We start from the raw sequence: 19,141 nt of genomic DNA, 5'->3' as shown, positions 1-19,141 counted from the left end.
GTGCGAATGAAGCTTGACCTGTGGATGAGGCGTGTCCTGCTTTGCGGCGCGTGTGCGGTGATCCTGCCCGCGATGGCAACGGAAGACAAGGATGTATCGCTCAATTTCGTCAATGCTGACATTCACGCCGTCATCGATGCGATAGGGCGGATCACCGGCACCAATTTCCTGGTCGATCCACGCGTAAAAGGTACGCTCAATATCGTCACCAACACGCCCGTGAGCCGTGACCTGTCGTACCAGATCCTTCTGTCTGCCCTGAGAATGCAGGGAATAGCGGCGGTAGAAGGGGGTGGCATCGTCAAGATCGTGCCCGAGGCGGACGCGAAACTGCACGGCGTGCCGGTCAGTTCGGGGCGAACGGTCGACGGTGGCGACAGACTCGTGACGCAGGTTTTTCCCATGCAGCACGAATCGGCCGCCCAGATGCTGACGGTCGTGCGTCCGCTGGTGTCGCCCAACAATACGGTGACCGCCTTTCCAGCAAACAACGTGCTGGTGGTGACCGACTATGCGGAAAACATAAACCGCATTGCGCGCATCATCGAATCGGTGGATGTGCCCCAGGGTGATGTTGCGGTCATTGAGTTGAAGCATGCCATTGCAGTGGACCTTGCGACGACCGTTGGCAAGTTGCTGAACGCCGGCAACACGCCTGCGAACGGTGCTCCGGGAGACGCCGCGTTGCGTGTGCAGGTCCTGCCGGAGCCGAGAACCAACAGCTTGCTCGTCCGCTCCGAGAATCCGGCGCGGCTGCGAGCAGTGCGGCAACTGGTCGCGTCGCTGGACAAGCCGGGTGCTGGCGGAAACATCCATGTCGTCTACCTCCGTAACGCCGAGGCGATCAAGGTTGCGGAGACCCTGAACGGCGCGTTGTCGCAGGATGGCGCGACATCCGTGGGCAATACCCATAGCGCCAAGGCTCCGCTCGGAAGCCAGACCGACGAAGTCTCGTCCACGTCCTCGTCTTCCTCGCGATTGTCGACAGATCAAGCGGTGAGCGTGGATGGTGGTAGTGGGATGATCCAGGCTGACCCGATAAATAATGCTCTTATCATCGTTGCGCCCGATGCTGTGTATCGCAACCTGCGACATGTCATCGACAAGCTCGATCGACGCCGGGCGCAGGTCTATATCGAAGCGCTGATTGCCGAAGTGTCATCCGACCGTGCCGCGGAGTTCGGCATTCAGTGGCAGAACGCGAACCTGCCAGTGTCCGGTTCGGGGGTGTTCGGTGGAACCAACTTCGGTGGATCGGGGCAGAATCTCATTGGCGCGATGGGAGACATTACCAGTGTCGGAAAGGGGCTTAACCTGCTCTTCGGCAAGGGTACGGTCAAGGTGCCGATCAATGGCGAGTTGGTAGAGGTGTTCAGTCTCGGAGTGCTGGCGCGTTTTCTCGAAACGGACAGCCGGACCAACATCCTGTCCACTCCCAACATCGTCACCCTGGACAACGAGGAAGCAAAGATCGTTGTGGGTCGCAACCTGCCGTTCGTGACCGGGCAATATACCAACACCGGTGGTGGAACAACGCCGGTGAACCCTTTCCAGACCATTGAGCGGCGCGATGTGGGCCTGACGCTGGAGGTGCGCCCGCAGATCTCGGAAGGTGGGGCGATCAAGCTGGAAATCTATCAGGAGGCGTCGTCCGTGCTGCCCACCGTCGATGCGACGGCCGGGCCGACGACCAACAAGCGGTCGATCAAATCCACCGTGCTGGTGGATGATGGCGCGATCATCGCGCTCGGGGGGCTGATGGAGGACAGCATGAGTGCCGGTGAGGAAAAAGTCCCCCTGCTGGGCGACATTCCGTTCGCGGGCGAGCTGTTCAAGTACACCTCAAGAAAACGGGCCAAGACCAACCTGGTCGTGTTTCTCCGACCCCAGATCATCCGGGATCAGGACGACTATGCGGAGATGTCGCGCTCGCGTTACGACTATGTGATCGGACAGCAGCGTGAGATCTCCGAGCCGGTGCGGATGCTCAGGAACGAACCGGCCGCCCCCGAACTGCCAAAGCTCAAGGCGCTTCCCCCGGCCGAGCGTGAAGGGGCCGTTCCCGCCGTTCCCGCCGCGACGCAGTCTCCCGCGCCGGTTCAGGAGATCGATCTGGTGCGCTTGGCGGGTAGAGCCGACGAATGAGCGTTGCGTTTTCCCTCCCCTATGCCTTCGCCCGCAGCCATGGGGTGCTGGTCACCAGCATCGGTGACGAGTACGCAGAGCTGCTGCTGAGGGAGGACGCCGGCGCCGAGGCGATTGCGGAGGTTCGGCGTCAGCTGGGTTGCGCAATACGCCTGCAGCGTGCTCCGCGTGAACTGTTCGAGGCCCGCCTCTCGGAACTCTACAGTGGTGGCGAAGGAACCGCGGCCGAAGTCATGGCCGATGCAGGGCAGGATATGGATCTGTCCCGGCTGATGACCGATCTGCCGACCGTGGCCGATTTGCTGGAAACCCAGGACGAGGCGCCGATCATCCGCATGATCAACGCTTTGTTCACCCAGGCCCTTCGCGACGGTGCATCGGACATTCATGTCGAACCCTACGAGCGGTACTCGATGGTGCGTTTTCGGCGCGACGGGATTCTTCATGACGTCGCGCAGCCGCACCGGGGGCTCCACGCCGCGATGGTGTCGCGCATCAAGATCATGGCCAATCTTGATATCGCCGAGAAGCGTCTGCCGCAGGATGGCCGAATCGGCCTGAGGATAGCTGGCAGACAGGTCGACGTGCGGGTCTCTACATTGCCGACCACGCACGGTGAACGCTTGGTGCTGCGTCTGCTCGACAAGGCCGGCGGCGTACTCGGGTTGAATGCGATCGGGATGTCAGGCGAAACGCAGGCGCGATTTGCGGAGTTGCTGCGTCAACCTCACGGCATCCTGCTGGTGACCGGGCCTACCGGTTCCGGCAAGAGTACGACCCTTTACGCTGCGCTCAAGGGCATGGACGTCGCCCATCTCAACATCGTTACCGTTGAAGATCCGGTGGAGTACGATCTCCCCGGTGTCGGTCAGATTCAGGTCAACTCGCAGATCGGGCTGAGCTTTGCCAAGACGCTCCGCTCCATCCTGCGTCAGGATCCTGACGTGATCATGATCGGTGAGATCCGTGATCTGGAGACAGCCCAGATTGCGGTACAGGCGAGCCTGACGGGACACCTGGTGCTGGCGACACTGCATACCAACGATGCAGCATCGGCCGTCACCCGGTTGGTTGACATGGGGGTCGAACCGTTCTTGCTGGCCTCCACTCTGCGCGGGGTGTTGGCTCAGCGTCTGGTGCGCTGTCTCTGCGTGGAGTGCCGCGTCGATCGCCCGGTTACGCAGGCCGAACGTGAATGTCTGGAAGATCCCGGTATCCAGCGACTGTGGGCCCCGGTGGGCTGTCCCGTATGCAGCGGAACGGGATACCACGGGCGAAGTGGAATTTACGAGCTGATGATCCCCGACGAAACGCTGGTGAAGCATATTCATGACGGTGCGGACGAAAGCACCTTGCGCGCGCATGCCAGACGCAGCGGTGCGCCGAGCTTGCGTGAGGACGGTGTGAGGTATATCCGGGACGGACGCAGTTCGCTTGAAGAACTGCTACGGGTCACCCGCGACTGATCCCATGGCGGCTTTTCGTTATCGGGCGCTGGACGCCGAAGGGCGTGAAACTGCCGGGGTGATCGAGGCCGATTCCTCGCGCGGAGCAAGGGCCTTGCTGCGCGAGCGCAAGCTCTTCCCGCTCGAGGTGGCGAGCATGGGGGGCGTGACGAGTGCTTCGTCGGCCCGTCAGCGCCTCAAGGAGATGGAACTCGTACTGCTGTCACGTCAGTGGGCTACGCTCCTGGCTGCGGGAATGACCGTTGAGCAGGCGTTGGTGGCACTGATCGAGCAGGCTGAGCACGAGTCGACACGGCAGTTGCTGTCCGGCGTGCGTTCGGAAATCCTGGCAGGTCATTCGTTACGAGCAGCGCTGGACCGTTTCCCGATTGCGTTTCCCGCCATCTACCGGGCGTCTGTTGCCGCGGGCGAAAAATCCGGACAACTGGCACTTGTGATGGAGCAGCTTGCGGGTTACCTGGAACGTCGTCTTGCGCTTCGACAGAAGACACAGCATGCGTTCTTGTATCCGGCCATCGTTGCGTGCGTGGCATTGCTGGTGGTCGTTGGGTTGATGACTTACGTGGTTCCGCAGGTCGTCACGGTCTTCCAGCAAGGGCGGCAGGAGCTTCCGCTTCTGACGCGACTGATGATCCATTTCTCCAGTTTCTTGCGTGATTGGGGCTGGGCCGTATTGATAGTGCTCGCCGGAAGTGGGCTGGGGTTCGCCATGTTGCTGCGAGACAAGGCAGTGAGGCGCGGCTGGCATGCACTCCTTCTGCGCTTGCCGCTGATCGGCCGCCATTTGCGGGTGCTCGATGCCACACGCTTTGCCAGCACGTTATCGATCCTCGCGGGTAGTGGGGTGCCTTTGCTGGCCGCCCTGGAAGCGGGGCGTGAGGTGACCGAGCGCTTGCCCGTTCAGGATGCGATTCGCGATGCCACCGAGCGCGTACGCGAAGGCCAGTCCTTGTCGAAGGCGTTGGCATCGGTGCAGGTTTTTCCACCGCTGCTGATCCACATGATCGCAAGCGGCGAGGCCACCGGGCGCCTGGATGAACTGCTGGAACGCGCCGCCCGGTTGCAGCAGCAGGAACTGGAGAACCGTGTCGCAGTGCTGACCAGTCTTCTGGAGCCGGTACTGTTGCTGGTCATGGGTGGCGTGGTGCTACTCATCGTGCTTGCGGTGATGCAGCCGATTGTCGAAATCAACACTATGCTCAGGTAGTTGAAATGATTGCTTTGTCTGCCGTACAACGTCAGCGCGGCTTCACCTTGATCGAGGTGATGGTCGTGATCGTCATCCTCGGTGTCCTGGCTGCGCTCGTGGTGCCACGCATCATGAGCCGACCGGACGAAGCGCGAGTAGTCGCTGCGAAGCAGGATATCGCGACCATCATGCAGGCCCTGAAGCTATACAAGCTCGATAACCGACATTACCCGAGCAACGCACAGGGGCTGTCGGCCTTGCTGGAGCGTCCGGCCGGGAACCCAACGCCTGAGAACTGGAAGCGCTATCTGGAGCGCCTGCCTTTGGATCCTTGGGGCAAGCCGTACCAGTATCTCAACCCGGGTCTGCAAGGCGAAGTGGACGTGATGAGTTTTGGCGCCGATGGCAAGTCAGGGGGCGAGAGTTTCGATGCCGATATCGGCTCCTGGAATCTGTAGCGCAGCCGCGCTCCGTCGAAGGCAGGCAGCGCCAAAGGGCTTTACGCTCATCGAAGTGCTGGTGGTGCTGCTGATTCTGGGCGTTGCCGTGTCCGGCGCCAGTCTTGGCCTTGATGCAATCCATCGTCGCGACACCGATCTGGCGGTACGGCGGCTGCAGATGGTTTTGGAGGCGACCGCAGAACGTGCCCGAACGCTGGGCCAGAGTATCGAGTTTGAGATCCTTCCGGACGGCTATCGATTCAATATGCTGGACACGGATGGTCGCTGGGTGCCGTTTCATGAGGCGCCGCTCTTCGTGGAGCGGGAGTTGCCGCCCGCCGTGCGCTGGGGCGCGCTCGTGCAGCCGTCTGCCGAGGCGGGGCGAATCAAGTTCGGCAGTTTCTCACCGCGCTTTGAACTGGTCGTCGATACACCCGACGGCGCCGTGCGTCTGCTCGGCCAAGTCACCGGCGCGGTAGTGCTGCAGGAAATCGAGCGGCTTGCGCGATGATGACCAACCGGGGTTTCACACTGCTTGAATGCGTCGTCGCCTTGGCAATTCTCGCCGTGGCCATGACGTCGTCCCTGCGCGCGGCGGGTAGTGTGGCCAACTCGACGGATGCCCTGAAGACCCGCACGCTCGCGAGCTGGGTCGCACAGAACCGGCTCGCGGAGTTGCGCGCCACCGGCGCCTGGCCCTCTCTTGGGCAAAGAGAAGGACAGGCGGAGCAAGGGGGACGGGGTTTCGCATGGCGGGAGCGGGTTCAGCCGACACCTAACCCGCTGTTCCGCCGGGTGGACGTCCAGGTGTTCGACCAAGAGCAGCGCCCCCTGATCACGATGACGGGTTTTCTTGCGAGACCGCTGCGGTGATGCAGAGCGCCTTTGTACGCCGACGAGTGGCCGGGCTTACGCTGATCGAGTTACTGGTCGCTCTGGCGGTGTTTGCGGTGCTCGGGACGCTGACCTGGCGCGGCAGCAGCCAGATGATCGATACCAATCGAATGGTTTCGCAGGACCTGGAGCATTGGCGGGCGATCAATCGAGCCTTGCAGATCATGGAGCTGAACCTGATTCAGGCGGTCGCCCGCCCGGCGACCGAGGGCGCGATGGCTGCCCCCGCGTTCGCGCTGATTGATGGGCCGAGGGGGGCAGAATTGACTTTCCGGACCTTGAGTGGCGATGCCGGTGTCCAGCGCGTGTCCTTTCGATTGGCAGGCGATCAGTGGATGTGGATCAGGCGTTCGGACGACATTCAGTCACCGGAGGCGCAGCAGGGAGAAGAGTCCGACGTCCTGCTTTCCGGCGTGAAAACGGTGAGCTGGCGCTTTCTCGGCACGGATGGCTGGGTGTCCGCTTGGCCCCCGGAGGGGCTTGCGATCGATGAATTGCCTGCCGGCGTGGAACTCCGCTTGAATCTTGTCGGCCTCGGTGCCGTGAGCCGGATCTATGCGCTGCGTTAGACACCCTAGTCAACGTGGTGCTGCGATCGTCGTTGCGATGCTGGCGGTATTTCTGGTTGCGGGTATCGCAGCCAGCCTGCTCGCGGATCTTGGTCGTACGATCGATGGCAGTAGCGGTCTTTCTGATCAGGCGCAGGCTCGCCAGCTGGCACGCGATGCGGTGGACTGGGCGCGCAACGTACTCGCGGACGACAAGAAGCGGACCTCGGTGGATCATGCCGGGGAGTTGTGGGCGACGCCGGTACCCCCGATTCCCGTTGAGGATGGGGAGGTTTCGGGTGAAATCGTAGACTGGTCGGGACGCTTTAATCTCAACAACCTCGCGCCTCGTGGCAAGGCCGATTACACTGCGGCCGGTCAGTTTGAGCGGTTGCTTGCCGCCCTGGGCATTGAGCCCGGCAGGGCGGCGGCCATGAGTCGTGCCCTACTGGCGCGCCTGGTAACGGTCAGAGAATCGCCGTCCGCCAGTACCGCGAGCCTTCAGGGGATGGGGTACGCAGAGAGAGGACCGCTGCTGGACTTGGCCGAACTGCATGCGGTACCGGGTTTCGATGCCGCCATCGTTGAGCGCCTGAGGCCCGTTGTCGTAGCAGTTCGGGCGCCGAGCAGGATCAATGTGAACACTGCGTCGGCTGAAGTGCTCCATGCCGTGACCACCGGCTTGGATCTTGCGACTGCAGGTGCGCTGGTGGCGGAGCGGGAGCGTGCATGGTTTCGCAACCTGGGGGATCTGCAAGGACGTCTGCCGGCAGGAGCCAGTCTGAGCGCGGCGTCCGGTGTGGACGTTCGGAGTACCCATTTCCTTGTGACCGGTCGAGCGCGGTACGGCAGGGCGATGATAAAGGTTGAGGCATTGTTGGAGCGCGTGGATACGTGGCCCGAGATCGTTTGGCTAAGGACCCCATGAGTAAACGACTGATTGTCTATATCGGTGAGAACTGGCCGGCCCAGCCATCCGCACCGTGGGTGGTACTGGATGCCAAGGGGCAGGTTGCCGAGCAGGGTGAATCCGACCCAAGATACTGGCCTGCCGCAGAAGTGTGCGAAGCCGTGCTGTCGGCACCGCAATGTGCCTGGATCGAGGTGGCGGTACCCGAAGGGGGAAGGCGCGAACATCAACGCCTGTTGCGCTATGCGGTCGAGGATCACATTGCCGGGGATATCGATCATCAGCATCTGACCGAGATCGGCCAGACCAGAACCGATGGCGGTACGGTCGCCTCGGTGCTGGTCTGCGACCGGTCGCGCCTTCGCGCGGTCGTGACAGCGCTACAAGGCTGCGGCCGTCCGCTGACGCGGATGTATTCCGAACTGCAGGGCGATCGGTCCGAGCCGGACAGCTGGACGCTTGCCGTGGGCAGTAGCGCTCACTGCATCCTGCATCCCGGCAGCGTGGCGGCCGTGGCGTTGGACAAGGAGGTGTGCGAGCCGCTGCTCGAACACCTGGTGGACAAGGCCCGGCGTGAAGGCAAGGCGCCGGCTAAGCTGGAACTCCGGTGCCAGGTTGGTGCGACGGCCGTCGACCTGGGAGCCCTGGCACAGCGTCTTGCACTGCCGGTCGTCGAAGGCGCACCTTACTGCTGGTGGTTATGCCAGCCGGCTGCAGTCGATCTCTTGCACGGCGAGTTCCAGCCAGCGAGCCGGCGGGGAGGGCTGTTGCGCCCGCTTCGTGTGCCCGCCTTGGTGGCCGGCGCGGCAATCCTGATGCTCTTGTTCGCGAGCATCGTCGAGATTCTGTGGAAAAGGCAGGAGCTCGACGCAGTAGAGCAGCGCATGCATCGGCTTTTCGAGACTGCGGTACCGAACACGCCCGCGGTGGCTCCGCCATTGCAGATCCGCCGCCACCTTGATGATGCGCGTTCCCGAAAGGGTCTGTTGAGGCAGGACGATCTGCTGACCTTGCTCGTCGCCTTCGTTGACGGCGCCGGGAGCGGTGCCAAGGGAGCGGTATCGAAGATCGAGTATGAAGCCGGCCAGCTCAAGCTCAGGCTGATGGACGCGCAGCAACTCGATTCGACTTACCTTGAGGGCCGGCTTGGCGTGATGGGCTATCACTTGCGGCAAGATGAGGAAGGCGCCTTGCTGATTGTGCGGGGAAGCGGACGATGAGCAGCCTGGTGCAGCAGATGCGTACAAAGTTTTCGGTCATGTCCGCGCGTGAGCGTCGGCTTGTCCTTGCCGCGGTGGCAGTCGTGGGTTTGGCGCTCATGGCTACTGCGGTAGAGTGGGTTTTGCGCGAACGCGCCAGGCTCGATCAGGAACTCCCGAGAGCGAGGGCGCAGTTGTTGCAGATGCAGGATGATGCCGCTGAGTTGGCGCAACTCGATCGAGAACGGGGCGCGCTTCCTCAGGTCGATCCGGCGGCGCTGGCGCTGTCGGTCGAGACCGCCGCGCGGGTCCGGGGCCTTACGGTAGATGTTCAGCCCGTCTCCGGTGGTGTCCAGGTTAGCGGGAGCGGTAGTTTCCCGGCGGTGATGGAGTGGCTGGCCGGCGTGCAGGCGGAGAGCCGTTTGCGTCCGAACCGTATGACGCTGGCGAAAGAAGATCGCTCGGTGCGCTTCGACGCGGTGTTGTTGCCTTGAGGCTGTCTGCTGCGGTCGTTGTGGCGCTTGCGCTTCTTGGACTCATGGCGCTGGTGATCGTGCGGCTGCCCGCCGGGCTGGTGGACTATGGCGTTCGCCATCTTACCGACGGGCAGTTGAGAGTCGTTCAGACACAAGGCAGCGTCTGGCGTGGTCAGGGCGTGCTCGCCTCCTCGGAGGTAAGTCCGCGGCTGACTGCTGCGCGGCAGGTGGCATGGCGTACTGAACTGGAGTTGTATCGCCTTGCCGTGCGGCTGAGGCTCTCCGAGCATGGTCGGGAGCAGCTTGTCCTGACGGTCGCGCCAACCGGACTGGCGATCGAGAAGCTGGGGCTGGACCTGCCCGCGTCGCTGGTGTCGGCTGCGATCAGGCATCCTGCGGCACGCGCTGGCTGGCGAGGCAGGTTCCTGGTCGATTCGAGCGGTCTGGTCTGTGATGCTCATGCCGTCTGTGCGGGAAAAATGACCATGGAATGGCATGATGCCGGCGTGAATCTGCTCCCCGGCCACCAGCTGGGTACGCACCGTGCAGTGCTTGCCGCCATGGGGCGGAGTTTCGATGTTGCCGTGAATACACTCGATGGCAATGTGCGTGTCGATGGCGGCGGCAAGATTACCGACGGCCGATTGGTTGCGCTCGACCTGCTGTTCAGCGGTCCGCCCGAGCTGGTGGGGCGGCTGCCCAACGTCATGGACGGCCACGCCCGATTGACCGGGGAGCCTGGCCAGGTACGCCTGCGCCTTCCTTAGCGGCAATCGTGCCGGCGATGAGTGAGGATCATCCCTCGTGGCCTGTGGTCTCATACACTGGAGTCGCCGGATTCAATGCCGGTCTAGCGGTTAGAATGAGTGTCCAGTCCATGCCCCATGAGCCGATGAACGCTGATCTGCATTGCCATTCCACCGTCTCCGACGGCTTGCTGAGCCCCGCCGACGTGGCGCGCCGCGCGCATGCCAACGGGGTGGACCTGCTCGCGCTCACCGACCACGACGAAGTGGGCGGCATCGACGAGGCGCAGGCGGTTGCCGCCGAGCTCGGCCTGGGCTTCGTGCCGGGGGTGGAGATCTCGGTGTCCTTTGCCGGCGAGACCATCCATATCGTCGGTCTCGGCATCGATCATCGCCACCCGGAACTGGTTGCCGGGCTGCGTCAGGTGCGCGAGGGGCGCGATGCCCGCGCCGCGCGCATCGGCGAGGAACTCGCCCGTGTGGGCATTCGCGGCGCGCTGGAAGGCGCGCGCGGCTTTGCCGGCAATCCGGCCCTGGTCAGTCGCGCGCATTTCGCCCGCTTCCTGGTGACCAGCGGGGTGATGCCGGACGTGAAGACGGTTTTCGACCATTACCTGGTGCGCGGCAAGCCCGGCTTCGTCGAGCACGAATGGGCGCAACTGGAAGAGGCGGTGGGCTGGATTCGCGCCGCGGGCGGCATCGCGGTGGTGGCCCATCCGGCGCGCTACCGTCTGTCCACCGCCGACATGAAGCGGCTCTTCGACCGCTTCCAGGCGGCCGGCGGCGAGGCGGTGGAGGTGGTGTCCGGCGCCCACACGCCGGAGGAGGCGGCCCGTTTCGCCAGCGAGGCACGCCGTCGCGGCCTGCTGGCCTCGCGCGCTTCCGACTTCCATGGCGAGAAGGAAAGCGCGGTCGACCTGGGGCGCTGCAATCCCTTGCCGCCCGATCTGACCCCGGTGTGGTCGCGCCTGCTGCAGTAACGGGCGCTGACGCGAACGCGGGTTCGCAAGCCCGGCAAGACAAAACAACAAAGACACTCGAGATCATGGCCCAGTACTTTTCCCTGCACCCGGAACACCCCCAGCCGCGCCTGATCCGCCAGGCGGCGGAGATCATGCGCGGCGGCGGCCTGGTGGCCCTGCCCACCGACTCGGCCTATGCGCTGGCGGCGCTGACCGGCGACGCCAGCGTGCTCGCACGCATCCGCCAGATCCGCGGCGTAGACGAGCGCCATCACTTCACGCTCATGTGCCGGGATCTTTCCGAGATCGCCACCTACGCGCGGGTGGACAACGCCCAGTACCGCTTGCTCAAGGCGACCACGCCGGGCGCCTATACCTTCATCCTGGAGGGCACCAAGGAGCTGCCGCGCCGCGTGCTGCATCCCAAGCGCAAGACCATCGGTTTGCGGGTGCCGGACCATCCGGTGGTCTCCGCGCTGCTCGAGGAACTGAACGAGCCCATGCTCACCTCGACCCTGCTGCTGCCGGACGAGGATCTGCCGCTGACCGATCCTGAGGAAATCCGCGACCGCCTGGAGAAGCAGGTGGAGCTGATCATCGAAGCCGGCTACTGCGGGCCGGAAGCCACCTCGGTGATCGACCTCACCTCGGGCGCACCGGAACTGGTGCGCGCCGGGCGCGGCGACCTGGCGCCCTTCGGGCTGGAAGCGGACTGAGCCGCGGGGGGCTTCATCCCGCTCTGCTAGAATGCCCGCTTTCCGAGCCGAACATCCATGGAATCGCTGATCCCCACGCTTGCCATCTGGGCATTGCCGGTGCTGCTGGCCATCACCTTGCACGAGGCGGCGCACGGCTATGTGGCGCGCCACTTCGGCGACCCGACGGCGCATCTGGCGGGGCGGATCACCCTCAATCCCTTCAAGCACATCGACCCGGTGGGCACCGTGCTGGTGCCGATCGGTATCCTCGCACTCAGCACCCTGTTCGGCGGTGGTGGCATCCTCTTCGGCTGGGCCAAGCCGGTGCCGGTGGATTTCGGCCGCCTGCGCAAGCCCAAGGCCGACATGCTGTGGGTCGCCGCAGCCGGGCCGTTCATGAACCTGGTCATGGCCATCGGCTGGGCCATCGTGTTCAAGTTCGCCACCGCCACGCCGCAGACCGCCTACACCCTGCCGCTGGAGCTGATGGCCGAGGCCGGCATGACGATCAACGCGGTGCTGATGTTCCTCAACCTGCTGCCGATTCCGCCGCTGGACGGCGGGCGCATCGCGGTCAGCCTGCTGCCCGGGCGCATGGCCTGGCAGTTCGCGCGGCTGGAACCCTACGGTTTTCCGATTCTTCTCATCCTGCTGTTCACCGGCGTGCTGGGGGCCATCCTGTGGCCGCTGATCGCGGTGTTCCGCTTTGTCCTCGCAACGATCTTCGGGTTTTACGGGTAAGACATGTACGCAGAACGCGTTCTCTCCGGCATGCGGCCGACCGGCCGCCTGCATCTGGGCCACTACCATGGCGTGCTGAAAAACTGGGTGAAGCTGCAGGAGGAATACCCCTGCCTGTTCTTCGTCGCCGACTGGCATGCGCTGACCACCGCCTACGACAGCCCGCAGGTCATCGAGGAGAGCATCTGGGACATGCTCATCGACTGGCTCGCCGCCGGGGTCGATCCGGCCCAGGCCACGCTGTTCATCCAGTCGCGCGTGCCCGAACACGCCGAACTGCACCTGCTGCTGTCCATGATGTGCCCGCTGGGCTGGCTGGAGCGCGTGCCCACCTACAAGGACCAGCAGGAAAAGCTGTCGGAAAAGGATTTGTCCACCTACGGCTTCCTCGGCTATCCGCTGCTGCAGTCGGCCGACATCCTGATCTACCGCGCCGACAAGGTGCCGGTGGGCGAGGACCAGATCCCGCACATCGAGTTCACCCGCGAGATCGCCCGGCGTTTCAACCACCTCTACGGCCGTGAGCCCGGCTTCGAGGACAAGGCGCGCGAGGCGGTCAAGAAGCTCGGTTCCAAGCGTGCCCGTCTGTACGAGGAGCTGCGTACCCGCTTCCAGCAGGAAGGCGACGACGCGGCGGTCGAGCAGGCCCACGCCATGCTAGAGGAAGCGCAGAACCTCAGCCTGGGCGACCGCGAACGGCTCTATGGCTATCTGGAAGGCGGCGGCAAGATGATCCTGGTCGAGCCGGAATCCCTGCTCACCGAGGCCTCGCGCATGCCCGGCCTGGACGGCCAGAAGATGTCCAAGAGCTACGGCAACACCATCTTCCTGCGTGAGGACGACGAATCGGTCACCAAGAAGATCCGCACCATGCAGACCGACCCGGCACGGGTGCGGCGCACCGATCCGGGCGATCCGGAGAAGTGCCCGGTGTGGCAGTTCCACGTCATCTACTCGGACGACGGCACCCGCGAATGGGTACAGCAGGGCTGCCGCAGTGCCGGCATCGGCTGTATCGAGTGCAAGCAACCGGTGATCGAGGCGGTGCTCAAGGAACAGGGCGAGATGCGCGAGCGCGCCCGCCCCTACGTCGAGGACCCCACCCTGGTGCGCAACATCATCGCCGACGGTTGCGAGCGCGCACGCAAGCTGGCGCAGGAAACCATGCGCGACGTGCGCGAATCCATGGGCCTGTCCTACGGCTGAGCCGCTCCGGGGCTGCAAGCAGGATGAACATGCCGCTGGACCTCGCGCCGGCCGAAACCGCCCGCGAGGCGGCGGCTGTGGCTCGTCTGTACGGCGAGCCGATGCTGGAGTTGCCCAAGGATCTCTACATCCCGCCGCATGCGCTGGAAGTCTTTCTGGAGGCCTTCGAAGGCCCGCTGGATCTGCTGCTCTACCTGATCCGCAAGTCCAACATCGACATCCTCGACATCCCCATGGCGCCGCTCACGGTGCAGTACCTGGAGTACGTCGAGGCGATGCGCGCCTCCAACCTCGAACTCGCCGCCGACTACCTGCTGATGGCCGCCATGCTGCTGGAGATCAAGTCGCGCATGCTGCTGCCGCGCCCGCCGCGCGAGGCCGAAGGCGAGGAGGGCGATCCGCGCGCCGAACTGGTCCGCCGCCTGCTGGAATACGAGCAGATGAAGCAGGCCGCGGCGCGCCTGGACGCCATGCCGCGGGTGGCCCGCGACTTCGAATGGGTGAGCGTGTTCGTTGCCGAGAAGGTGGTCGAGCGCCTGCCCGACGTGACCCTGCACGACCTGCAGCATGCCTGGCTGAAGATCATGAAGAAGGCGCGGCTCAACCAGCATCACCGCATCCAGCGCGAGGAGCTTTCGGTGCGCGAGCACATGACCGAGATCCTGCGCAAGCTGTCGGATGGCGCCTTTGTCGTCTTCGACAGCCTGTTCGATCCCAAGCTGGGTCCGGCCGGGCTGGTGGTGAGCTTTCTCGCCATGCTGGAGCTGGTCAAGGAGAAGCTGGTGCAGGTCACCCAGAACGACGCCTTTGCCCCGATCTATGTGAAGCTCGCCGATGCAAGCACCGAGCACGCCTGAAGAGTTCAAGCGCGTCATCGAGACCGCGCTGCTGGCCGCCGCCGCGCCTCTGCCGGTGACCACCCTGCGCCGGCTGTTCGAGGACGACCCCGGTGCCGATTTCGTCCGCCGCCTGCTCGACGAGCTGCGCGCCGACTGGGACGGGCGCGGCATCGAGCTGGTGCAGACCGCCGGCGGCTGGCGCTTCCAGACCCGCCCCGAGTACCAGGTCTTCCTCGACCGGCTCAAGGACGAGAAGCCGCCCAAGTACTCGCGTGCGGTGCTGGAAACCCTGGCGATCATCGCCTACCGCCAGCCGGTGACCCGTGGGGATATCGAGGAGATCCGCGGTGTCGCGGTGTCGCCCAACGTGCTGAAAACGCTGGAGTCGCGCGGCTGGATCGACGAAGTCGGCCACCGCGACACCCCCGGCCGCCCGGCCTTGTTCGCCACCACCCGGCGTTTCCTTGACGATCTCGGGCTGCGCAGCCTCACCGAACTGCCGGCGCTCACCGAGATCGAGCGCATCATGGAACTGGTGGAGCTGCCGGGCCTGGTGGATGCCGTGGAGGCCGCTCCGGCGGAAGACGGCGAATCCTGAGCGATGCCGGGCAAGTGCCACGGCGTGCGCGTCCCCCGGGTCGAGGCGAGGTACGACCGCTATAATCCGCTCATCGACCGCCGCCCGACCGGGCAGGCGGGCAATCCAATCTTTCAGGAAGTACCCCCTTGTCCACACCCCGCAAGAATCGCAGCCCGCTGCGGCCGTCCACCCAGAAGAAAACGCGCAATGAAGCCGCGGCGCCCGTGCGCCGCCCCCGGGCAGCCGAGGAGGGCGAGGAGCCGGTCGCCCGCACGGAAGCTGCGCGTCCGCCGCGCGGCCGTGCGCCGGCCGGACGCGGCAAACCGGCCGAAGCGCAGGTCGAGCCCGAGCGCCTGCAGAAGGTGCTGGCCGCGGCCGGCGTCGGTTCGCGGCGCGAGATCGAGGCCATGGTCGAGGCCGGGCGCATCGAGGTGAATGGCACGCCGGCGCTGCCGGGGCAGAAGATCGGTCCGGGCGACCGGGTCAAGGTCAACGGCAAGCTGGTGCCGCTGCGCTACGCCCAGCGCACACCGCGGGTGCTGATCTACCACAAGCCGGAAGGCGAGATCGTCTCGCGCGAGGATCCGGACGGCCGCCCGACGGTGTTCGAGCGCCTGCCCATCCTGCGCCGGGGGCGCTGGATCGCGGTCGGGCGGCTGGACTTCAACACCTCCGGCCTGTTGCTGTTCACCAACGACGGCGACCTGGCCAACAAGCTGATGCACCCGCGCTACGAGCTGGAGCGCGAGTACGCGGTGCGCCTGCTCGGTTCGCTGGAGGACGAGCAGATCGAATCGCTCAAGGCGGGCATTCAGCTGGAGGACGGCGAAGCGCATTTCAACAGCCTCTCCGACGCTGGCGGGGAAGGGGTGAACCACTGGTACCGGGTGACCATATCCGAAGGCCGAAACCGCGAGGTGCGGCGCATGTTCGAGGCGGTCGGGCTCACCGTGAGTCGGCTGATCCGGGTGCGCTACGGCACGGTGGAGCTGCCCTCGCGCCTGAAGCGCGGCATGTGGATGGAGATGTCCGACGCCGACGCCTGCAAGCTCGCCGGCCTGCCGCCGCCGGTGGTCAAGCCCGGCGAGCGCAAGCGCGAAGTGCGGGTGCATCGCACCACCCCGCGGGCTTGATCCAGGGAACTGCGTGATCGCGGCCAAGGCCGCTCCTACATGCTGGTAGGAGCGGCCTTGGCCGCGAATGGACCTTGTCGCGCAACCGGTAACAGGGTGTCGCCCGCTTCCGGCGGCAGGGGCAGATCGGTTATCATCGCGCTTTCCCGCAGTTGCATTCCCATGACCAAATACGTCTTCGTTACCGGCGGTGTCGTGTCCTCCCTGGGCAAGGGCATCGCAGCGGCCTCTTTGGGGGCCATCCTGGAATCCCGCGGCATCAAGGTCACGCACCTCAAGCTGGATCCCTACATCAACGTCGATCCGGGCACCATGAGCCCGTTCCAGCACGGCGAGGTGTTCGTCACCGAAGACGGTGCGGAGACCGACCTCGATCTCGGCCATTACGAGCGCTTCACCAGCGCCAAGATGAGCAAGCGCAACAACTTCACCACCGGCCAGATCTACGAGTCGGTGCTGAAGAAGGAGCGCCGCGGCGAGTACCTCGGCAAGACCGTGCAGGTGATCCCGCACATCACCGACGAGATCAAGCACTTCATCAAGCGTGGCGCGGAAGGCGCCGACGTGGCCATCGTCGAAGTCGGCGGCACCGTGGGCGACATCGAATCGCTGCCCTTCCTTGAAGCCATCCGCCAGATGGGCATCGAGGAAGGCCGCAACGCCACCTGCTTCATCCACCTCACGCTGCTGCCCTACATTCCGACCGCGGGCGAGCTGAAGACCAAGCCGACCCAGCACTCGGTCAAGGAACTGCGCGAGATCGGCATCCAGCCCGACATCCTGCTGTGTCGTGCCGACCGCTCCATCCCCGCCGACGAGCGCCGCAAGATCGCGCTGTTCTGCAACGTCATGCCGGAAGCGGTCATCGAGTGCCTGGACGCGGACTCCATCTACAAGATCCCGGCGGCACTGCACGACCAGATGCTCGACGAGATCGTCTGCCACAAGCTGGGCATCCTGGCGCGCGCGGCCGACCTCACCGTGTGGGAGAAACTGATCTTCGCGCTGGAGAATCCGCAGCGCGAGGTGGACATCGCCTTCGTCGGCAAGTACGTCGATCTCACCGAGTCCTACAAGTCGCTGATCGAGGCGCTCAACCACGCCGGCATGCACACCCGCTCCAAGGTGAACATCCACTACATCGACTCCGAGGACATCGAGCAGGAAGGCTGCGCGGTGCTCGAGAAGATGGACGCCATCCTGGTGCCCGGCGGCTTCGGCAAGCGCGGTACCGAGGGCAAGATCGCCGCGATCCGTTTTGCGCGCGAGAACAAGGTGCCCTACCTGGGCATCTGCCTGGGGATGCAGCTCGCCGTGGTGGAGTTCGCCCGTGACGTCGCCGGCATGGAAGGCGCGCATTCGACCGAGTTCGAGAAGGCCAGCCCCTTCCCGGTGATCGGCCTGATCACCGAATGGAAGGACCGCAGCGGCAAGATCGAGAAGCGCAGCGAGGATTCCGACCTGGGCGGCACCATGCGCCTGGGCGGCCAGACCTGCCATCTCAAGGAAGGCTCGCTGGCGCGCGAGGTCTACGGCGCGGCCGACATCATCGAGCGCCACCGCCACCGCTACGAAGTGAACAACACCCTGCTCGCGCAACTCGAAGAGAAGGGTCTGGTGGTCTCCGGCCGTGCGCCGGTCACCGACCTGTGCGAGATGGTGGAACTGCCCACCGACGTGCACCCGTGGTTCGTCGGCTGCCAGTTCCATCCGGAATTCACCTCCAACCCGCGCAAGGGCCACCCGCTGTTCACCGCCTACGTGAAGGCGGCGCTGGCGCGCAAGGCGGGCTGAGGAGTCTGACGATGAAGCTGTGCGGTTTCGAGGCCGGCCTGGACCGGCCGCTGTTCCTGATTGCCGGGCCCTGCGTGGCCGAGTCCGAGCAGATGTGCCTGGACATCGCCGGTCAGATGAAGGAGATCTGCGGCGAGCTGGGCATCCCGTACATCTTCAAGGCCTCCTACGACAAGGCCAACCGCAGCTCCGGCAGGAGCTTTCGCGGCCACGGCATCGACGCCGGGCTGAAGATGCTCGCGGCGGTGAAGGCCCAGCTCGGCCTGCCGGTGCTTACCGACGTGCATACCGTGGAAGAGATCCCCGAGGTGGCCGCGGTGGTGGATGTGCTGCAGACGCCTGCCTTCCTGTGCAGGCAGACCGATTTCATCCACGCGGTGGCCGCTTCCGGCAAGCCGGTGAACATCAAGAAGGGCCAGTTCCTCGCCCCGGGCGACATGAAGAACGTGGTCGACAAGGCGAAGGAAGCCAACGGCGGGGCGGACACCATCATGGTGTGCGAGCGCGGCGCCTCCTTCGGCTACAACAACCTGGTGTCCGACATGCGCTCGCTGGCGATCATGCGCGACACCGGTTGCCCGGTGGTGTTCGACGCCACCCACTCGGTGCAGCTGCCGGGCGGGCAGGGCACCGCCTCGGGCGGGCAACGCGAATTCGTGCCGGTGCTGGCGCGCGCCGCGGTGGCCGCGGGCGTGGCGGGCCTCTTCATGGAAACCCACCCTGACCCCGCCAAGGCTCTGTCCGACGGCCCCAACGCCTGGCCGCTGCCGAAGATGAAGGCGCTGCTCGGCGTGCTGCGCGACATCGACCGGCTGGTGAAAGCCAGCGGGTTTACCGAACTGCAGCCATGAGCAAGCCGGCCTACCTGGTGGTCGATGCCCGTGTGCACGACGCCGAGCGCATCACGCGCTACCGCGAACTGGCGGAGATCGCCGTGGCGCGCTTCGGCGGGCGCTACCTGGTGCGCGGCGGCGCCACCGAGACGCTGGAAGGCGAATGGGCGCCGCAGCGCCTGGTGATCGTGGCCTTTCCGTCCATGGACGCCGCCCGTCGTTTCTATGATTCGCCGGAATACCGGGCCGCGCGCGAAGCGCGTGCCGGGATTGCCGACTTCGACATGCTGCTGGGCGAAGGGCTGGAAGAAGCGCCCGCGACCAGCGTTTGATTCACCCCGT

Annotated in this window: 21 protein-coding genes; all 21 read left to right on the top strand. The window is 64.8% G+C overall.

Annotated elements, in window-relative coordinates; translation table 11 throughout:
- Positions 1-6 precede the first annotated feature (6 nt).
- The 21 genes from gspD to IAI53_RS06810 all read left to right on the top strand — a co-directional run bounded on the left by gspD (position 7) and on the right by IAI53_RS06810 (position 19,131).
- A complete protein-coding gene (gene gspD / locus IAI53_RS06910) occupies positions 7-2,145 on the top strand; it encodes a type II secretion system secretin GspD (protein WP_225433160.1) in 2,139 nt (712 codons plus the stop codon).
- Positions 2,142-3,611 carry a type II secretion system ATPase GspE gene (gene gspE / locus IAI53_RS06905; protein ID WP_187717382.1) on the top strand — a complete coding sequence of 490 codons (1,470 nt, stop codon included), beginning with the start codon at positions 2,142-2,144 and terminating at the stop codon, positions 3,609-3,611. Before gspD ends, gspE begins: the two co-directional genes overlap by 4 nt.
- Positions 3,612-3,615: 4 nt before the next feature.
- Positions 3,616-4,818, top strand: coding sequence for a type II secretion system inner membrane protein GspF (gene gspF, locus IAI53_RS06900; RefSeq protein WP_187717978.1), 1,203 nt, complete (start codon positions 3,616-3,618; stop codon positions 4,816-4,818).
- A 5-nt stretch (positions 4,819-4,823) separates the two neighbouring features.
- Positions 4,824-5,258: a type II secretion system major pseudopilin GspG gene (gene gspG / locus IAI53_RS06895; protein WP_187717381.1), complete on the top strand. Its 435-nt coding sequence runs from the start codon at positions 4,824-4,826 to the stop codon at positions 5,256-5,258.
- Positions 5,203-5,751: a prepilin-type N-terminal cleavage/methylation domain-containing protein gene (locus IAI53_RS06890; RefSeq protein WP_349771896.1), complete on the top strand. Its 549-nt coding sequence runs from the start codon at positions 5,203-5,205 to the stop codon at positions 5,749-5,751. Before gspG ends, IAI53_RS06890 begins: the two co-directional genes overlap by 56 nt.
- Positions 5,748-6,113, top strand: coding sequence for a type II secretion system minor pseudopilin GspI (gene gspI / locus IAI53_RS06885; protein ID WP_187717379.1), 366 nt, complete (start codon positions 5,748-5,750; stop codon positions 6,111-6,113). The genes IAI53_RS06890 and gspI overlap by 4 nt, the downstream gene beginning before the upstream one ends.
- Positions 6,113-6,703 (top strand): type II secretion system protein GspJ, encoded by a 591-nt coding sequence (locus IAI53_RS06880; protein WP_225433273.1) that lies wholly within the window; start codon positions 6,113-6,115, stop codon positions 6,701-6,703. Before gspI ends, IAI53_RS06880 begins: the two co-directional genes overlap by 1 nt.
- Complete coding sequence (gspK, locus tag IAI53_RS06875) at positions 6,690-7,610, top strand: type II secretion system minor pseudopilin GspK (RefSeq protein WP_225433155.1); 921 nt, start codon at positions 6,690-6,692, stop codon at positions 7,608-7,610. Before IAI53_RS06880 ends, gspK begins: the two co-directional genes overlap by 14 nt.
- Positions 7,607-8,812 carry a type II secretion system protein GspL gene (gene gspL, locus IAI53_RS06870; RefSeq protein ID WP_187717376.1) on the top strand — a complete coding sequence of 402 codons (1,206 nt, stop codon included), beginning with the start codon at positions 7,607-7,609 and terminating at the stop codon, positions 8,810-8,812. Before gspK ends, gspL begins: the two co-directional genes overlap by 4 nt.
- Entirely contained in the window at positions 8,809-9,285 is a 477-nt protein-coding gene (locus tag IAI53_RS06865) for a type II secretion system protein M (protein ID WP_187717375.1), read from the top strand. The genes gspL and IAI53_RS06865 overlap by 4 nt, the downstream gene beginning before the upstream one ends.
- A 44-nt stretch (positions 9,286-9,329) precedes the next feature.
- Positions 9,330-10,034: a type II secretion system protein N gene (gspN, locus tag IAI53_RS06860; protein ID WP_187717374.1), complete on the top strand. Its 705-nt coding sequence runs from the start codon at positions 9,330-9,332 to the stop codon at positions 10,032-10,034.
- Positions 10,035-10,159: 125 nt separating this feature from the next.
- Positions 10,160-10,993 (top strand): 3',5'-nucleoside bisphosphate phosphatase, encoded by an 834-nt coding sequence (locus tag IAI53_RS06855; RefSeq protein WP_225433153.1) that lies wholly within the window; start codon positions 10,160-10,162, stop codon positions 10,991-10,993.
- Between the two features lie 65 nt (positions 10,994-11,058).
- The gene (locus IAI53_RS06850; RefSeq protein WP_187717372.1) at positions 11,059-11,691 is read left to right on the top strand and encodes an L-threonylcarbamoyladenylate synthase; all 633 of its coding nucleotides are present in this window, start codon (positions 11,059-11,061) and stop codon (positions 11,689-11,691) included.
- A gap of 57 nt (positions 11,692-11,748) precedes the next feature.
- Positions 11,749-12,414 carry a site-2 protease family protein gene (locus IAI53_RS06845; RefSeq protein WP_187717371.1) on the top strand — a complete coding sequence of 222 codons (666 nt, stop codon included), beginning with the start codon at positions 11,749-11,751 and terminating at the stop codon, positions 12,412-12,414.
- A gap of 3 nt (positions 12,415-12,417) precedes the next feature.
- Positions 12,418-13,620, top strand: a complete 1,203-nt coding sequence (locus tag IAI53_RS06840; RefSeq protein ID WP_187717370.1) for a tryptophan--tRNA ligase — start codon at positions 12,418-12,420, stop codon at positions 13,618-13,620.
- 23 nt (positions 13,621-13,643) lie between these two features.
- A complete protein-coding gene (locus IAI53_RS06835) occupies positions 13,644-14,477 on the top strand; it encodes a segregation and condensation protein A (RefSeq protein ID WP_187717369.1) in 834 nt (277 codons plus the stop codon).
- A complete protein-coding gene (gene scpB / locus IAI53_RS06830; RefSeq protein ID WP_187717368.1) occupies positions 14,455-15,057 on the top strand; it encodes an SMC-Scp complex subunit ScpB in 603 nt (200 codons plus the stop codon). The genes IAI53_RS06835 and scpB overlap by 23 nt, the downstream gene beginning before the upstream one ends.
- Positions 15,058-15,185: 128 nt before the next feature.
- Complete coding sequence (gene rluB, locus IAI53_RS06825; RefSeq protein WP_187717367.1) at positions 15,186-16,172, top strand: 23S rRNA pseudouridine(2605) synthase RluB; 987 nt, start codon at positions 15,186-15,188, stop codon at positions 16,170-16,172.
- 162 nt (positions 16,173-16,334) lie between these two features.
- Positions 16,335-17,966 (top strand): CTP synthase, encoded by a 1,632-nt coding sequence (gene pyrG, locus IAI53_RS06820; RefSeq protein WP_187717366.1) that lies wholly within the window; start codon positions 16,335-16,337, stop codon positions 17,964-17,966.
- 11 nt (positions 17,967-17,977) lie between these two features.
- Positions 17,978-18,817 carry a 3-deoxy-8-phosphooctulonate synthase gene (gene kdsA, locus IAI53_RS06815; protein ID WP_187717365.1) on the top strand — a complete coding sequence of 280 codons (840 nt, stop codon included), beginning with the start codon at positions 17,978-17,980 and terminating at the stop codon, positions 18,815-18,817.
- Entirely contained in the window at positions 18,814-19,131 is a 318-nt protein-coding gene (locus IAI53_RS06810) for a DUF1330 domain-containing protein (RefSeq protein ID WP_187717364.1), read from the top strand. Before kdsA ends, IAI53_RS06810 begins: the two co-directional genes overlap by 4 nt.
- The last annotated feature ends 10 nt before the right edge of the window (positions 19,132-19,141 follow it).

It is taken from the genome of Thauera sedimentorum (genome assembly GCF_014489115.1).
In the GTDB taxonomy this organism is placed as follows: Bacteria; Pseudomonadota; Gammaproteobacteria; order Burkholderiales; family Rhodocyclaceae; genus Pseudothauera; species Pseudothauera sedimentorum.
The sequence above is the reverse complement of the archived record's forward strand: the minus strand, read 5'-3'. Positions and strand labels throughout refer to the sequence as shown.

Bases quoted from the DNA above. Each gene is read 5' to 3' on its own strand.
- IAI53_RS06845 (WP_187717371.1), top strand. From the start codon at position 11,749: ATGGAATCGCTGATCCCCACGCTTGCCATCTGGGCATTGCCGGTGCTG.
- IAI53_RS06840 (WP_187717370.1), top strand. From the start codon at position 12,418: ATGTACGCAGAACGCGTTCTCTCCGGCATGCGGCCGACCGGCCGCCTG.
- gspD (WP_225433160.1), top strand. From the start codon at position 7: ATGAAGCTTGACCTGTGGATGAGGCGTGTCCTGCTTTGCGGCGCGTGT.
- IAI53_RS06880 (WP_225433273.1), top strand. From the start codon at position 6,113: ATGCAGAGCGCCTTTGTACGCCGACGAGTGGCCGGGCTTACGCTGATC.
- gspL (WP_187717376.1), top strand. From the start codon at position 7,607: ATGAGTAAACGACTGATTGTCTATATCGGTGAGAACTGGCCGGCCCAG.
- gspG (WP_187717381.1), top strand. From the start codon at position 4,824: ATGATTGCTTTGTCTGCCGTACAACGTCAGCGCGGCTTCACCTTGATC.
- gspN (WP_187717374.1), top strand. From the start codon at position 9,330: ATGGCGCTGGTGATCGTGCGGCTGCCCGCCGGGCTGGTGGACTATGGC.
- gspK (WP_225433155.1), top strand. From the start codon at position 6,690: ATGCGCTGCGTTAGACACCCTAGTCAACGTGGTGCTGCGATCGTCGTT.
- gspE (WP_187717382.1), top strand. From the start codon at position 2,142: ATGAGCGTTGCGTTTTCCCTCCCCTATGCCTTCGCCCGCAGCCATGGG.
- IAI53_RS06855 (WP_225433153.1), top strand. From the start codon at position 10,160: ATGAACGCTGATCTGCATTGCCATTCCACCGTCTCCGACGGCTTGCTG.
- kdsA (WP_187717365.1), top strand. From the start codon at position 17,978: ATGAAGCTGTGCGGTTTCGAGGCCGGCCTGGACCGGCCGCTGTTCCTG.
- IAI53_RS06865 (WP_187717375.1), top strand. From the start codon at position 8,809: ATGAGCAGCCTGGTGCAGCAGATGCGTACAAAGTTTTCGGTCATGTCC.
- IAI53_RS06835 (WP_187717369.1), top strand. From the start codon at position 13,644: ATGAACATGCCGCTGGACCTCGCGCCGGCCGAAACCGCCCGCGAGGCG.
- IAI53_RS06850 (WP_187717372.1), top strand. From the start codon at position 11,059: ATGGCCCAGTACTTTTCCCTGCACCCGGAACACCCCCAGCCGCGCCTG.
- IAI53_RS06890 (WP_349771896.1), top strand. From the start codon at position 5,203: ATGGCAAGTCAGGGGGCGAGAGTTTCGATGCCGATATCGGCTCCTGGA.
- IAI53_RS06810 (WP_187717364.1), top strand. From the start codon at position 18,814: ATGAGCAAGCCGGCCTACCTGGTGGTCGATGCCCGTGTGCACGACGCC.
- pyrG (WP_187717366.1), top strand. From the start codon at position 16,335: ATGACCAAATACGTCTTCGTTACCGGCGGTGTCGTGTCCTCCCTGGGC.
- gspI (WP_187717379.1), top strand. From the start codon at position 5,748: ATGATGACCAACCGGGGTTTCACACTGCTTGAATGCGTCGTCGCCTTG.
- scpB (WP_187717368.1), top strand. From the start codon at position 14,455: ATGCAAGCACCGAGCACGCCTGAAGAGTTCAAGCGCGTCATCGAGACC.
- gspF (WP_187717978.1), top strand. From the start codon at position 3,616: ATGGCGGCTTTTCGTTATCGGGCGCTGGACGCCGAAGGGCGTGAAACT.